The sequence below is a fragment of the Vibrio tarriae genome (assembly GCF_002216685.1).
Classification (GTDB): domain Bacteria; phylum Pseudomonadota; class Gammaproteobacteria; order Enterobacterales; family Vibrionaceae; genus Vibrio; species Vibrio tarriae.
In genome coordinates this window covers 2599872-2613849 of record NZ_CP022353.1, presented here as the reverse complement: position 1 = coordinate 2613849, position 13978 = coordinate 2599872, and the positions used below count along the sequence as shown (strand labels likewise).

The following is a 13978-nucleotide window of genomic DNA, read 5'->3' as shown; positions in this document are numbered from 1 at the left end:
AAATATGTTTAAAAATAAAAATTTGCTTATTACAGGTGGTACTGGTTCTTTTGGTAACGCAGTACTACGTCGGTTTTTAGATACTGATATTGGTGAAATTCGTGTTTTTTCTCGTGATGAAAAGAAACAAGATGATATGCGAAAGCACTTTCAGTCTAATAAGCTAAAATTCTATATCGGTGATGTCAGAGACTACCAGAGTGTTGCTAATGCAATGCGTGGTGTTGATTATGTCTATCATGCGGCAGCATTAAAGCAAGTGCCATCTTGTGAGTTTTACCCGCTAGAGGCAGTAAAAACGAATGTGATTGGTACTGAAAATGTTCTTGAAGCAGCAATTAACCACGGCGTTGAGCGCGTGGTTTGTTTAAGCACAGATAAAGCAGTTTACCCAATTAATGCAATGGGCATTTCAAAGGCAATGATGGAAAAGGTTATCGTGGCTAAAAGTCGTAACCTTGAGAGCACTAACACAACTATTAGTACTACCCGTTACGGTAATGTAATGGCTTCACGTGGTTCTGTTATTCCTCTATTTATCCGTCAAATCGCCAATGGTAAGCCTATAACCATTACTGATCCTAATATGACCCGCTTCATGATGACATTAGATGATGCAGTCGATCTTGTATTACATGCCTTCCAAAATGGTACTAATGGCGATATTTTCGTTCAAAAAGCGCCTGCTGCGACAATTGAGGTTTTGGTGAGAGCGATCCTAGAGATTATGGATAAGCCAAGTCATCCAGTAAATATTATTGGTACACGACACGGTGAAAAGCAATTTGAAGCACTCTGTAGCCGTGAAGAAATGTTTGTTGCACAAGACCAAGGAAATTATTATCGAGTTCCTGCTGATAATCGGGATTTAAATTATGCTAAGTACTTTGAAGAAGGCGAAAAAGATCTTTCTTCTGTCGTAGATTATAACTCTCATAATACCGAAAGGCTTGATGTTGAGGGAATGAAGCATTTACTACGTAAATTAGATTTTATCCGTGAGATTGAAGCGGGTAATTTAGTCGTTCCAGAAGGTGTTTAACATGCGAGTATTGATTCTTGGTGCAACAGGGATGCTCGGTTATAGCTTGTTTACGAATTTGTCAAACTACAAAGCACTGAGTGTATTTGGTACTTTGCGCACTCTTAAAGGTAAAGAGAGGTTTTTCCGAGGCTATGAAGAAAAATTGCTCCTTGATGTTGATGTTTATAATATCGCTTCGCTAGAAAAAGTATTCGGAACAATTAGGCCTGATGTTGTTATTAATTGCATTGGACTTATCAAACAACATAGTATTTCAAAGCAACACATTGATGCTATCAAAATCAATTCCTTACTCCCTCATGAGTTGGCCAACCTGTGTGATCGTATTGATGCTCGACTGATCCATTTTTCAACGGATTGTGTTTTTACGGGGAAAAAAGGAGGGTATTCCGAAAATGATCTTCCCGACGCATTAGATTTATACGGTAAATCAAAATGCCTTGGTGAAGTTACCTATGGGAATCACCTTACACTGCGTACATCCATTATTGGTCACGAACTTACGTCATCTGTCAGTCTCGTCGATTGGTTCCTTTCTCAAGAGGGAGTCGCCAATGGCTTTTCAAAAGCGGTTTTTTCAGGATTGCCAACGTGTTATATCGCTAAGCTGCTTGTAGAAATGATTTTGCCAAATTCCAATCTTTCTGGGTTGTATCATCTTTCGGTGGAGCCCATTGACAAGTTCAGCTTGCTTACTCTTGTGGCAGATGTATATGGAAAAAGTATTGAGATTAAAGAGTCTCAAGATTTAGTGATTGATCGCTCCTTAGACTCTTCAAGATTTCGTGAAGCCACTGGGTTTCAGCCACCTTCATGGAATGATCTAATTAAATACATGCATCAAAATTATTTGGAAAGGTATAGCGCATGAATAAGCTTAAAGTTGTAACCGTTGTTGGTACTCGCCCTGAAATTATTCGGCTCTCACGCACTATTGCAAAATTAGATCAGTACTGTGAGCATATATTGGTTCATACTGGCCAAAATTACGACTACGAATTAAATCAAATATTTTTTGATGATCTTGGTATTCGTTCACCTGATAGATTTTTAGAATGTGCAGGTGCTTCCGCAGCTGAAACTATGGCACAGGTTATTAGTAAAGCAGATAAATTATTCGAAGAGATAAAGCCAGATGCAGTTCTGATTTTAGGTGATACGAATAGTGCATTATCCGCGATTCCTGCTAAACGTAAGAAGATTCCAATATTTCACATGGAGGCAGGCAATCGCTGTTTTGATCTGCGCGTTCCAGAAGAAATTAACCGCAAGATTGTTGATCATATTTCTGATGTTAACATGCCATACAGTGATATCGCTCGTGAATATCTACTGAGTGAAGGCATTAAGCCAGATTTGATTGTTAAGACGGGTAGTCCTATGGATGAAGTACTTTCTTTCTATGAAGAAAAAATTGCTGAGTCTACAGTTCTTGAAAGACTTGAACTAATAAAAGAAGAGTATTTCTTAGTCAGTGTGCATAGAGAGGAAAATGTCGATTCAGAAAAAAACATACACAAATATGTGCACGTGCTGAATACATTGGCTGAAAAATATCAATTACCTATTATTGTTTCGACACATCCTCGCACACGTAAAAAAATTGAGTTACTAGATCTTAAGTTTCATAAATTAGTTAATCTCATGAAACCGCTAGGCTTTAGCGATTATGTTAATCTGCAGAACAATGCTAAAGTCGTGTTAAGTGATAGCGGAACGATTACCGAAGAGTCATCGATTCTTAATTTCCCCGCTATTAACATTCGTGATGCTCAAGAGCGTCCCGAAGGTTTTGAAGAAGGTGCTGTAATGTTTACAGGAATGAGTATTGAGCGAATTCTTCAAGCTATTGATATTTTGGCCAATCAAACTCGCGGTGTTGAACGTTCTATCAACAAGGTGAAAGACTATATTGCTCCGAATGTGTCAGATAAAGTATTAAGAACGATATTGAGTTATACCGATTACATAAACCGTGTTGTTTGGAAAAAATATTAATGCGTTTAGCCTTAATTATTGATGACTATTTGCCCCATAGTACACGTGTTGGGGCAAAAATGTTCCATGAACTCGCCTGTCATTACGTTACTTTAGGTCATGAGGTGACTGTTATCACACCAGCTAACGGCCAAAAAAGGCCTTTAGTCAAGGCTCGGATCGATAATGTCAATATTTGGTATTTTTCAAGTGGGGCGATTAAGGATGTTTCTAAGGTTAAACGCGCGATCAATGAGTCGCTCCTTTCAGTGCGTGCTTGGTTCGCCATTCAGTCTGAAGTAAAACCAGATAGTTTTGATGGTGTAGTTTATTATTCACCTTCAATATTCTTCGGTTATCTAGTAGAAAAAATTAAGGCTCGTTGTCATTGTAAATCCTACTTGGTTTTGCGAGATCTCTTCCCTCAGTGGGTGATTGATTCTGGCATGATCAAAAATGGTTCATTGATTGAAAAATATTTCCGTTTCTTTGAGAAATGCTCATATAAACAGGCCGAAACAATAGGTTTAATGTCCGAAAAAAATAAAGAGTTATTTGATTCACTAACGAATGAATCATATCCAACCGAGGTATTAAGAAACTGGGCTCAGTTGCAACCTCATAGTGTTGGATCTGAATATGTCGGAATAAGAGAAAAATTTAACTTGAAAGATAAGCTGATTTTTTTCTACGGTGGTAACATTGGGCACGCCCAAGATATGTCTAATTTAATGCGTCTTGTTAAGTCAATGAAAGAATATGCTAATGCCCATTTTTTGTTTGTGGGGCAAGGTGATGAAGTTAATTTAGTTAATGAACTAGCTCAAAAGTGGGGACTTCATAACTTTACCTATCTGCCTTCTGTGGATCAGGATGAGTTTAAAAATATTCTTTCAGAAGTCGATATCGGTCTTTTCTCTCTTTCGGCAAATCATACAGCTCATAATTTTCCAGGAAAACTATTGGGCTATATGGTTCAATCTATCCCAATTCTTGGTAGTGTTAACGGTGGCAATGATTTACAAGAGATAGTAAACCACAATAGTGCTGGTTATATTTCTATAAATGGTCAAGATGATCTGCTTTTTGAAAATGCTTTAAGACTTTATCAAAACCCACAGTTAAGAAATGAACTTGGTACTAATGCTTACAAACTGCTTGAGAATGAGTTTTCTGTCGCTGCGTCGGCAGAGAATATATTGCGAAAATTATAAATGCTTTTATTTATAATTAAAAAAGGGAATGTTGTATTCCCTTTTTTTGTAGCTGATAAAAACATGAGGTGTTTGTCAAAATTAGAATTGGTTTACAGATTCTTCCACTTGCTCCCCTCGACCAAAGATTCTGCGCAGGAAGCGGGTGATTCGCCAAACGTACGCGAGCAGTAGCGAATACACCAAGAAGCAGAGCATAAAGCTAAAGAACATCACAGGTTCTGGGATCTTTTTCATTTCGCCGTAAATACCAAACGCAGCAAATAAAGCAGCGAACGCACAAATTACCGCTAAGGTTTGGTGTGAGCTTAACCCTAAGCGTTGGAAAATGTGGTGCAGATGTTCGCGATCGGGTTTAAACGGAGAATGTCCGCGGCGAATACGGCGGATCATAATCGCGGCCATATCCATCAGTGGAATCGCAATCAACCATAATGCGGTAATTGGTCGCATGGTATGTTGGTTTTCATTCTGGCTGAGACCGATCAGTAACCAGATTGCGGTAAAACCAATCATCATACTGCCCGCATCTCCCATAAACACTTTGCGTTTACGGCCAAAAATGCCCAAGTTGAACATGATGTAAGGCAGCATAGCGATGACGAGGAGTGTACAGAGTTGGCTAAAGCCGACGCTTCCATTCACAAACGCCAGAATACCAATCCCGCCGAAGGTCACCATTGAAAGGCCGCCAAGCAACCCGTCAATACCGTCCACCATATTAAATGCGTTTATCGCGCCAATTACGGCCAATATGGTGACGACCGCAGCAAACATGCCAAGGTGGATATCACCCATCCCTAAGAGATTGCCAAGGTAGTTTAGATCGATCCCAGTCTGATACATCATCAAAATAGAGAGTAGCGCTTGTACCGTCATGCGGGCTTTAACACTGAGATCGTATTTATCATCTAACGCACCAACCAGAGTCAAAATAATAATCGACATCAGGTAGAGCGCTTGGTGCGGGAATAGATTAGGGTTAAACAGTAAATAAAGGCTCAGTGTGGAGCAGATCGATATTCCGCCGACAAGGGGGATAACGCCTTGATGGAGTTTTCTTGCATTCGGCTTATCAACGAGCCCGATTCTTTTGGCGATTTTTCTCATTACAAAAAGTAAGGTAGTAGAGAGCGCAAAGATGATTGATATTTCCATGAACATCGATTCTGCCAACTGGTTTTTATAAATTTTTAAGTGGCGCGATTTTAGTCTAATGCTTTTGGTTGATAAAGAGTTTTATCATCTATTAGTTATTGATTCTGGTGTCATTTTTGTCAGTTATTTTTGATTAAAATGAGACTATCGCTAAGTTTTTTATTTGAACTCAAGTTTTTTTTATGAACTTGGATTTTTTAGCTCAAAAACTAACCGCTTTGACGGTCGTTTGGTTAGAACCTAGTCTAAATAATGCGATGAATTTCATTGTTTACTGTTGTTTGTACGTAAACTGTTTCAAGATGGAGTCATTAATTGGGAAATTGATTTTGGTGTTATCTGTGTCGAAAGAATGAGCATTTCTATATTTTCAGTATTCTTGAGATTAATTTGTTTGGCTAAAAACTCACCACAACGAATGATTGTTGGTTGATTTCAGTGCTGCTCTACGGATGTTTATGAATGTGGGAATTAATGGGCTTCAAAAATCGAATTTTTAATATTAACGGTTCTAAACTTGCTCGCTACCTCGGTATTCTCGTGTTGGCTGCGGTGTGTTATCTCTCCTTTTCTCCGTCTTTAGTTAAGGTGATCGATGTGCCCTACATTGATAAAGCGGAGCACACTTTGGCTTATTTGGTGCTGACGCTGCTCGGGTGTGCAGGATTATCACGCCGAGTATGGATTGCGCCGCTGCTGCTGTTTGGTTTTGGTGTGGTGGCGGAGTTTGTTCAAGAATCGATTGGGCGTGAGTTCTCATGGGCAGATATGGCCGCCAATGGCGCGGGTGTGCTGTTGGGTGTGGTGATTTACGCACTGTTTTGTCGATGGGCTGTTGCTTATCGCTGAGTTTGTGGTGATTGGCTCGCAGTTTGGTGGCTCGGTGCGTTGCTGAGGCGAGCTAACCACGGCAAGGTGGCGCAAAAAGTGTGGCGCAAAACAGGAGAAACAACATGGAAGTGGTTCATCACGGAGGGAAGGCGAGTGTCACGGGTTCATGTCATGAATTGCGAGCCGATGGGCAAGCGCTGCTGATTGATTGCGGCCTGTTTCAAGGGGCGGATGAACGCCCGTTGGCGGTGGAGTTTGCGCTGGGGCATGTGGATGCTCTGATCTTAACCCATGCGCACATCGACCATATTGGCCGTTTGCCTTGGTTATTGGCAGCCGGTTTTAAGCAGCCGATTTACTGTACGGCGGCAACGGCGGAGCTGGTGCCATTGATGCTGGAAGATGGTTTAAAGCTGCAGTTAGGCATGTCTCCCAAGCAGAGTGAGCGCGTACTTACCGAGGTGCGCCGTTTGCTGCGGGTGCAAGATTACCAGAAGTGGTTTGCTGTGCAGCCTAAACGTGCCGATTCGCTCTGGGTGCGCTTTCAGCCTGCGGGGCATATTTTAGGCTCGGCGTATGTGGAAATTCGGCGTCCGAATGGTGAGGTGGTGGTGTTTTCGGGGGATTTGGGGCCAAGCCATACGCCTTTGTTGCCTGATCCGCAGTCGCCAGAGCGGGCAGATTATCTGTTTATTGAAACCACTTATGGTGATAAGCAGCACGAGGATGTACAGAGCCGAGGGCAGCGGCTGCGCGCGATGATTGAGCGCTCACTGACTGACGGTGGTGCGATTTTGATTCCGGCGTTCAGTGTCGGGCGCACGCAAGAGCTGCTCTTTGATATTGAGCAGCTTATCTTTTCTCAGCAAATCGATGCTAATTTGCCGATTATTCTCGATTCGCCGATGGCGCAGCGGGTGACGCGTTCTTATCGTCGCTTTAAGCAGTTATGGGGACGAGAAGCCAAAGCGCGGCTGCAAATGCATCGGCATCCTTTGGCGTTTGAGCAGTGTATTACGGTGGAAGATCACCGAACCCATGAGCGTTTGGTCAACCGTTTAGCCTCAACCGGAGAGGCCGCGATTGTGGTGGCGGCTTCGGGGATGTGTCAGGGCGGCCGCATTATGGATTATTTAGAAGCGCTGCTGCCGGATAAGCGAACCGACCTGATTTTGGCCGGCTTTCAAGCAGAAGGTACGCTTGGGCGCAGTATTCAAAGTGGTCAACCTTCGGTCTGGATTGAGGGGACTGAAGTGGAAGTCAACGCGCATATTCATACGATGTCCGGTTATTCCGCCCACGCCGATAAGGCCGATTTGCTGCGCTTTATTACTAGCATTCCTGAAAAGCCCAAGCAAGTGCATCTGATCCACGGTGAAGCCTCAGCCAAGCAAGCGTTCGCGGCTGAGCTTACTCAACTCGGATATTCGGTGCTTTGAGTGGGAAGCTTGGTGGGGTATTTGGCGCTTGCGGATGCTTAGGTTGTGTAGCTTCTGTTTGGCTTGGTGTGAAATACCCCCTCCCGCCCTCCCCCTAGAAGGGGGAGGAGCAAGGTTTGATGTTCGCGAAGGGAGGGGAGTAAGAGCAACTGCTCTCGAATGGAGGGCGGTGTTTAGCCTCTCAGAGTGCGAAAGTCATTGCCTGTGGGGGCTTGCGAGACGCGCAGGTCAAACTCGGGCAGTACCGCGTAAATATGATCAAAAATATCAGACTGAATACGCTCATACTCCACCCAAACTGTGGTGCTGGTAAAGCAGTACACCTCTAGCGAAATGCCATCGTGAGTGGGCGCTAACTGACGTACCATCAGCGTCATATCTTGGTGAATATTGGGGTGAGTACGCAGGTAGCGCTCTAAATAAGCGCGGAAACTGCCGATGTTGGTCAGGCGGCGGCCATTGATACGGCAGGCCAAATCCCAATGTTTTTGTTGGTTGTAGCTGCTGATCTCTTGCTCTTTCTCGGCCAAGTACGGCTCAAGCAGTTGCGCTTTTTTCAGCGCTTGTTTCTCTTCTTCTGTTAAAAAATGCACGCTGGTGGCATCAATCAAAATGCTGCGTTTGATGCGGCGACCACCGGACTCTTGCATCCCTTTCCAGTTTTTAAATGAATCTGAAATCAGGGCGTAACTTGGAATGGTGGTGATGGTTTTATCCCAGTTCTGCACTTTGACTGTGGTTAGGCTGATATCAATCACTGAGCCATCTGCGCCATATTTGGGCATTTCCAACCAATCACCGACCGAGAGCATTTTGTTGGCCGAAAGTTGAACCCCCGCAACTAAGCCGAGGATCGGGTCTTTAAACACCAACATAAAGACGGCGGTCATCGCACCTAAGCCGCTGAGCAGAATCACCGGCGATTTACCGATCAAAATTGAGGTGAAAAACAGCGCCGCGATAATAAACACAATCAGCTTGATGCTTTGCAAAATGCCGCGTGTTGGCAGGTTTTTTCCCACTTGGGTTCGGCTGATCAGCAGTTCCAGCACGTTGAGTACGGAATAAGTGGCCAGCATGCCAAACACCACAATCCACAGTGAGGTCAGGGTGTGCAGAACATCGTAAGCAAAGGTGTTAGGGCTTAGCCACAACTGGGTTTGCACCGCAATCACCACACCTTGGATCAGTAAGGCAACGCGGCTAAATAGGTGCTCTTTAAACAGAGCATTGCGCCAAACGCTTTGCTCATGGTGGGTATGGCGTTTGAGCCACAGCAGCACTCCACGGTGTAACACGAGATGAATGGCAATCGAAATGGCCGCGATCAGCCCGAGCGCTTCCGCAAGCTGGATCACGCGTTCAATTTCAATATCAAACTTCTGTAACCACAAGGTTAATGTTTCAAGCATGGCTTACTCCTTAATCAATCTGCGCGCCATACTACCTCAAACCCTAACGGCTTGCTATGTAAGTACTTGCTTCACTCGTTGGCGTAGGTAGGGCACGATATCTTGCTCAAACCAAGGGTGATTTCTCAGCCATAAGGTGTTGCGTGGAGAGGGATGCGGCAGCGGTAAGACCGAAGGCGCCCAGCGTTGCCACTGCTGTACCGTTTCGGTCAAGGTGCTGGGTTTGTCCGATAGATAATAATGCTGTGCATATTGTCCAATCAGGAGAGTGAGTTGCCGATTGGGCAGTTGCTCCAACACTTTGGCATGCCAAAGTGGCGCACACTCTTTACGTGGCGGTAAATCTCCGCTGCGCCCTTTGCCCGGATAGCAAAGCCCCATGGGCATGATGGCGATGTTTTCTTCGCAGTAAAATGCTTCGCGATCTAAACCCAACCACTGACGCAGCCGCTCACCGCTGGCATCATTCCACGGAATTGAAGTGTTGTGCACCTTAGTGCCCGGTGCTTGGCCAATAATTAAAATCTTCGCCGCCGGATGGGCGCGGATCACCGGATTCGCGCCCAAGGGTAAATGGGGTTCACACACTGTGCACTGGCGAATTTCCGTCAGCAGTGACTCAAGCATCAGTAGCCTTTTTCAAAATCAATCTGGTTACGCAGTGGCAAGTTATCGCACCAACGTTGGTAGTTATCGGCGAAGATATCGACCACTTGCTCTGGAAAGCTGACCGCCGCGATGTACGGTGTGATGGTGATCGCCGGATTGTCCCAGAATGGATGATCTTGAGCGAGTGGCTCTTTGATAAACACATCCAAAAACGCGTGGCGAATGTGTCCTGCTGCAATTAAATCCGGCAGATCCTGCTCTACTAACGTTTTGCCACGCCCGACATTAAACAGCAGCGCTTGGTGGCAGTGGCGAAGATTCTCTCGGTTGAGCAGCCCTTCGGTTGCGGGGGTGTTGGGCAGCGTATTCACCAGTAAGTCGGCGCGCATTAAAGCGGCTGGCAGCTCACTGATGTGATAAGTGGCATCAAAATGCCCTTCTTTGGTCGGAATGCCGGTACGATTGACGCCCACCACTCGCAGCCCAAACTGTTTAGCCACATGGGCTAAATGGCTACCAATCGAGCCGGTACCCAAAATCACTAGGGTTTGATTGGCAAGTGAAGAGTAAGGGCGCGGCTGCCAAAGGCGCTCAGCTTGTTGGGTTTGATACAGGCGAAAATCGCGCTGATATTGGATAGCGTAACCCATCACATACTCGGCGATCAGGTGCCCGAAGATGCCTTTGACGTTGGTCAGCAGATAGTTTTTGCGCAGTTTGGGGTCCATCAAGGTATCGACGCCGGCATAGGCGGAATGCAGCCATTGCAGGCGCGGGAACTCATCCAAACGGCGGGCGGCCATCGGCGGTGCGGCCAACAAAATCGTGGCCTTGGCGCGATCTTCGGTCAAGGCGAGCCCTTCCAGTTGGCGCTCAAGGATCAGCTCGCGGTAGTGTTCATCATGTTCAGTCAGAATATACAGCTGGTGGAAATTGTTCATAGGCGCGTCTTTTTTCCCTTATGGTTATCCAGTACACTTCCGCTGTCTTTTTCCGCAACGATTTGAAGTGACTATGTTACAAAACCCTCTACAGCTTCGTCTTGAGAAGTTTGAACCTTGGCAACAGATTACCTTTATGGCCTGTCTGTGTGAACGTATGTATCCGAATTACGCTATGTTCTGTGAGCACACGCAGTTTGCTGAGGCGCGTATCTACCGTGACATTCTCGACAGCGTGTGGGAATTGATGACGGTAAAAAATGCCAAAGTGAACTTTGAGCATCAGCTTGAAAAGCTCGAAGAGCTGATCCCAACTTCGGATGCGTTTGATCTGTACGCCGTGTATCCCGCGATTGATGCCTGTGAAGGCTTGGCAACCCTGCTGCATGGTTTGTTGGATCGTGATGATTTAGCGGAATCTATGATCAAAGTGAGCCAAATTTCGGTACAAACCGTGGCGCAACTGGAAGAAGCACAAACTGGTGAATCGATCACCAATGACAACCAAAAAGAGAATGAAGCGGTGTGTGCGGAGTGGGATGTGCAGTGGGCAATCTTCCGTCCGCTGCGTGAAGCGGTTGAGCGTGATATTGACCTCATCAAAGACCTACGCAAAGAGCTGCGCGAAGAAGGGGTCAGCAATATCGGGGTGGAGTTGTAATTCACCATCTATCCCCTTCCTACTTGAAGCTGCAGCGGTGTTGGCTACGTTCGTTCACCCCAATCACATAGTGTATCTATGCTCATGGGGATGAACTCACTTGCCGCCTACCTGCAACTCCAAGTAGTTTGGGTATATTGCCAAGAGAAACGGGAGCTTAAGCTCCCGTTTTTTATTCCACTTCGTCGCGGCTTTCGATCATGCGATGCTGGCGCTTCCAGTGCTCCCAGCGTTCGGTTGCCAGTTGCTGCATATCGGTTGTGCGGTCGGCTTCATCGATAATCTCTTCGCCGAGCAAGTGCTCGAAGATGTCTTCTAAGGTCAGCAAACCCTGCACTGAGCCGTATTCGTCTACCACAACCGACAGTTGCAAGCGTTTTTGCATCATCTGGTCGAAGGCTTTTGGTAAGCTCAAGGTGTTGAGCACCACATGGATTGGGCGCATCACATCACCCAGTAGCAAGTTTCCTTGGCCATTTTGCTGCTCTTTAAACAACTCAAGGCGGTGCACAAAGCCGACAATGTTGTCTTTCTCTTCGCTGTAAATCAGCGGGCGCGAGAACGGAGTATCGCGGTGCTGCTCGATAAATTCATCAATCGTTAGATCCGCGGAAACGCGAAACAGTACCGGGCGCGGCGTCATAACTTGCGTTACTGGCACATTTTGAATCGCCAGTAAGTTGTTCAGCATTTTTGATTCGCCTTCAGCAAACTCACCGTTTTCATTGGCCAACATCGCCATCGCGGAGATTTCGTCACGTAGCTTTGGCGCTTCGACTTTGCGCGCGAGGCGTTTAGTGATCTGCTCAGAGAACCAGACGAATGGCGTCAGCGCCCATACCATCCAACGCAGCACGAGAGAAGCTTGGGGAGCGAGTTCACGCCAGTAGGTCGCACCTATGGTTTTGGGCACGATTTCCGACAGCACCAGAATGCCTAGGGTGAGCACAGCAGAAAACAGGCCAAGCCACTGGCTACCAAACACCACCGCCGCTTGTGCGCCAGCCGTCGCAGCACCTATGGTGTGCGCAATAGTATTGAGGGTCAGAATCGAGGCGAGTGGGCGGTCGATATCCGCCTTTAGGCCTGCTAGGCGATTAGCCGCAGGGTGGCCTTGTTGGCGCAACTGGGCTAGATAGCTTGGGGTAATACTTAAGAGTACCGCTTCTAAAACTGAACAGATAAACGATACGCCAATCGCGACAGAGATATATATCGCAAGCAGAAACATAAAATTCCTTGGTTTTAAAGTGCACGTTCGAACTCTTTTCTTCTCACAATCTTCGCGGTAAAGGCCGCAAAGCACAGGGAGAATATGAAGAAAAATCGCTTCGCCTGAAGGAGCCGAAAGTGCTTTTTTAGTCACTAAATCGATTGAAATGACAGGCTTCCCAGTCGATTAGCCCTTTTTAAATAAGGTTTCTCTCACTCAATTACAAGTAAACCTGTGGCTGGATTAGTAACAAATTGTGAGTTGTTACTCAGATTACGGTTAAAAGTGCGTCATAAAAGCGAAAGTTGCGCGACAAACCTTTGCCAGAGCGGGCATTTATGTTTTAGAGTGAGCTCGATTCGATAACCTATTGAGAAGGGAAACCTAAATGAACAAGACCCAATTGATCGACTTTATCGCAGAGAAAGCGGACCTGACTAAAGTGCAAGCGAAAGCAGCTCTTGAAGCGACTCTGGGTGCGGTTGAAGGTGCTCTGAAAGACGGCGACCAAGTACAACTGATTGGTTTTGGTACATTCAAAGTTAATCATCGTTCTGCTCGTACTGGCCGTAATCCAAAGACCGGTGAAGAGATCAAAATTGCGGCAGCTAACGTTCCTGCATTCGTAGCAGGTAAAGCGCTGAAAGACGCGATCAAGTAATTGCTTTATACTACGCCGAGATTGAACATCTCGGCGTTTTTGTTTATGAAGCAGCAGTTATCCTTCCTTTTTTTGCTCTCTGGCTTATTGGCCGGGTGCTCGTCTACTCCTAATCCCAATCTTGAGCAGATCAATCAATTTACTGGTGGTAAAACGATTGGTGATGCGACCAGTTTTTACTGGTATACCGAACGCTTTCAAAAACCGAGCTCAGCCTCAGACTACGTGACCTCCGGTGACTACGGCAGTTATCAAACCAGCTATCGCTGGGAAGAGGGACAAGTGCGTGAGATTCGACGTGAAGGTGAGCATCTGGATGGTAAGAAGTTGGTGCCGTTTCGCGTCCATATTCGTTTTAGCAAAGAAGGCGAAGCGGTGTATCAGCAGTATCGGTTGGGCGGAAAAGTACTGCCGATGAATGAAGAGCAACTGGCTCACTACGTTTTGCAAGCCAAAGCGGTGGCCGAGGCGACCAAAGAGCAGGACAAGCAAGGTTTAGAGCTGATCCAAGGCTACTGGAATGGTAAAACCTTCGAGACTTGTCAGGGCGTTGAGTATCAGCGCGTCGAGTTTAATCAAAGTTTGCCCAGCTTTGTGTTTAACCGCCTAGCTTCTATCGAAAGCTATGTGGCGTTTTTAGGCAAGATCCGTAACGGCAAAGTGCATATCGACGAGCTGCTGTTGCTCGATGATGCGGGGCACGATTGTGTGAAAGAGCCGGAGTTGCTTGATTAAATCGGCCCATGTTTGCCAATCCAATCGAATAAAAAAGCGCGAAGTTCGCGCTTTTTTCTATTGATAAGAAGATGGATGCCCG

14 protein-coding genes are annotated in these 13978 nt (G+C 45.8%); 9 read left to right on the top strand and 5 right to left on the bottom strand.

Annotated features, from left to right (window positions below; all coding sequences use genetic code 11):
- The first annotated feature begins 4 nt into the window (after positions 1-4).
- From CEQ48_RS17740 to CEQ48_RS17725, 4 genes are read left to right on the top strand one after another with little or no spacing between them, the layout of a single operon-like run.
- Positions 5-1042 (top strand): nucleoside-diphosphate sugar epimerase/dehydratase, encoded by a 1038-nt coding sequence (locus CEQ48_RS17740; RefSeq protein WP_089072114.1) that lies wholly within the window; start codon positions 5-7, stop codon positions 1040-1042.
- A gap of 1 nt (position 1043) precedes the next feature.
- Entirely contained in the window at positions 1044-1916 is an 873-nt protein-coding gene (locus CEQ48_RS17735) for a dTDP-4-dehydrorhamnose reductase family protein (protein WP_089072113.1), read from the top strand.
- A complete protein-coding gene (gene wecB / locus CEQ48_RS17730; protein WP_089072112.1) occupies positions 1913-3043 on the top strand; it encodes a non-hydrolyzing UDP-N-acetylglucosamine 2-epimerase in 1131 nt (376 codons plus the stop codon). The genes CEQ48_RS17735 and wecB overlap by 4 nt, the downstream gene beginning before the upstream one ends.
- Entirely contained in the window at positions 3043-4236 is a 1194-nt protein-coding gene (locus CEQ48_RS17725) for a glycosyltransferase family 4 protein (protein WP_089072111.1), read from the top strand. Before wecB ends, CEQ48_RS17725 begins: the two co-directional genes overlap by 1 nt.
- 81 nt (positions 4237-4317) lie before the next feature.
- On the opposite strand, the gene wecA is transcribed toward CEQ48_RS17725, so the two are convergent.
- On the bottom strand, positions 4318-5400 hold the full coding sequence (wecA, locus tag CEQ48_RS17720; protein WP_089072110.1) for a UDP-N-acetylglucosamine--undecaprenyl-phosphate N-acetylglucosaminephosphotransferase: 1083 nt from the start codon (positions 5398-5400) through the stop codon (positions 4318-4320).
- 468 nt (positions 5401-5868) lie between these two features.
- On the opposite strand from wecA, the gene CEQ48_RS17715 reads away from it, so the two are divergent.
- Complete coding sequence (locus CEQ48_RS17715; RefSeq protein WP_089072392.1) at positions 5869-6243, top strand: VanZ family protein; 375 nt, start codon at positions 5869-5871, stop codon at positions 6241-6243.
- A 104-nt stretch (positions 6244-6347) separates the two neighbouring features.
- Positions 6348-7664 (top strand): MBL fold metallo-hydrolase, encoded by a 1317-nt coding sequence (locus CEQ48_RS17710; RefSeq protein WP_198301195.1) that lies wholly within the window; start codon positions 6348-6350, stop codon positions 7662-7664.
- 173 nt (positions 7665-7837) lie between these two features.
- Here CEQ48_RS17710 and CEQ48_RS17705 read toward each other — a convergent pair whose 3' ends face one another.
- Genes CEQ48_RS17705 through CEQ48_RS17695 form a run of 3 tightly spaced genes read right to left on the bottom strand, consistent with a single transcriptional unit; the run spans position 7838 to position 10626 of the window.
- Complete coding sequence (locus CEQ48_RS17705) at positions 7838-9076, bottom strand: mechanosensitive ion channel family protein (protein ID WP_089072108.1); 1239 nt, start codon at positions 9074-9076, stop codon at positions 7838-7840.
- Between the two features lie 54 nt (positions 9077-9130).
- Entirely contained in the window at positions 9131-9703 is a 573-nt protein-coding gene (locus tag CEQ48_RS17700; protein WP_001960725.1) for a uracil-DNA glycosylase family protein, read from the bottom strand.
- Positions 9703-10626, bottom strand: a complete 924-nt coding sequence (locus CEQ48_RS17695; protein ID WP_089072107.1) for a D-2-hydroxyacid dehydrogenase — start codon at positions 10624-10626, stop codon at positions 9703-9705. Before CEQ48_RS17695 ends, CEQ48_RS17700 begins: the two co-directional genes overlap by 1 nt.
- Positions 10627-10699: 73 nt before the next feature.
- Between CEQ48_RS17695 and CEQ48_RS17690 the strand changes: the two genes are divergently transcribed.
- On the top strand, positions 10700-11287 hold the full coding sequence (locus CEQ48_RS17690) for a YjaG family protein (RefSeq protein WP_089072106.1): 588 nt from the start codon (positions 10700-10702) through the stop codon (positions 11285-11287).
- Between the two features lie 172 nt (positions 11288-11459).
- Here the strand turns inward: CEQ48_RS17690 and CEQ48_RS17680 are convergent, their stop codons facing one another.
- A complete protein-coding gene (locus tag CEQ48_RS17680; protein ID WP_000479230.1) occupies positions 11460-12518 on the bottom strand; it encodes a CNNM domain-containing protein in 1059 nt (352 codons plus the stop codon).
- 370 nt (positions 12519-12888) lie between these two features.
- Between CEQ48_RS17680 and hupA the strand changes: the two genes are divergently transcribed.
- Positions 12889-13161 (top strand): nucleoid-associated protein HU-alpha, encoded by a 273-nt coding sequence (gene hupA / locus CEQ48_RS17675; protein ID WP_001044507.1) that lies wholly within the window; start codon positions 12889-12891, stop codon positions 13159-13161.
- A 45-nt stretch (positions 13162-13206) separates the two neighbouring features.
- A complete protein-coding gene (locus CEQ48_RS17670; protein ID WP_000813297.1) occupies positions 13207-13896 on the top strand; it encodes a DUF1481 domain-containing protein in 690 nt (229 codons plus the stop codon).
- Positions 13897-13978 lie beyond the last annotated feature (82 nt).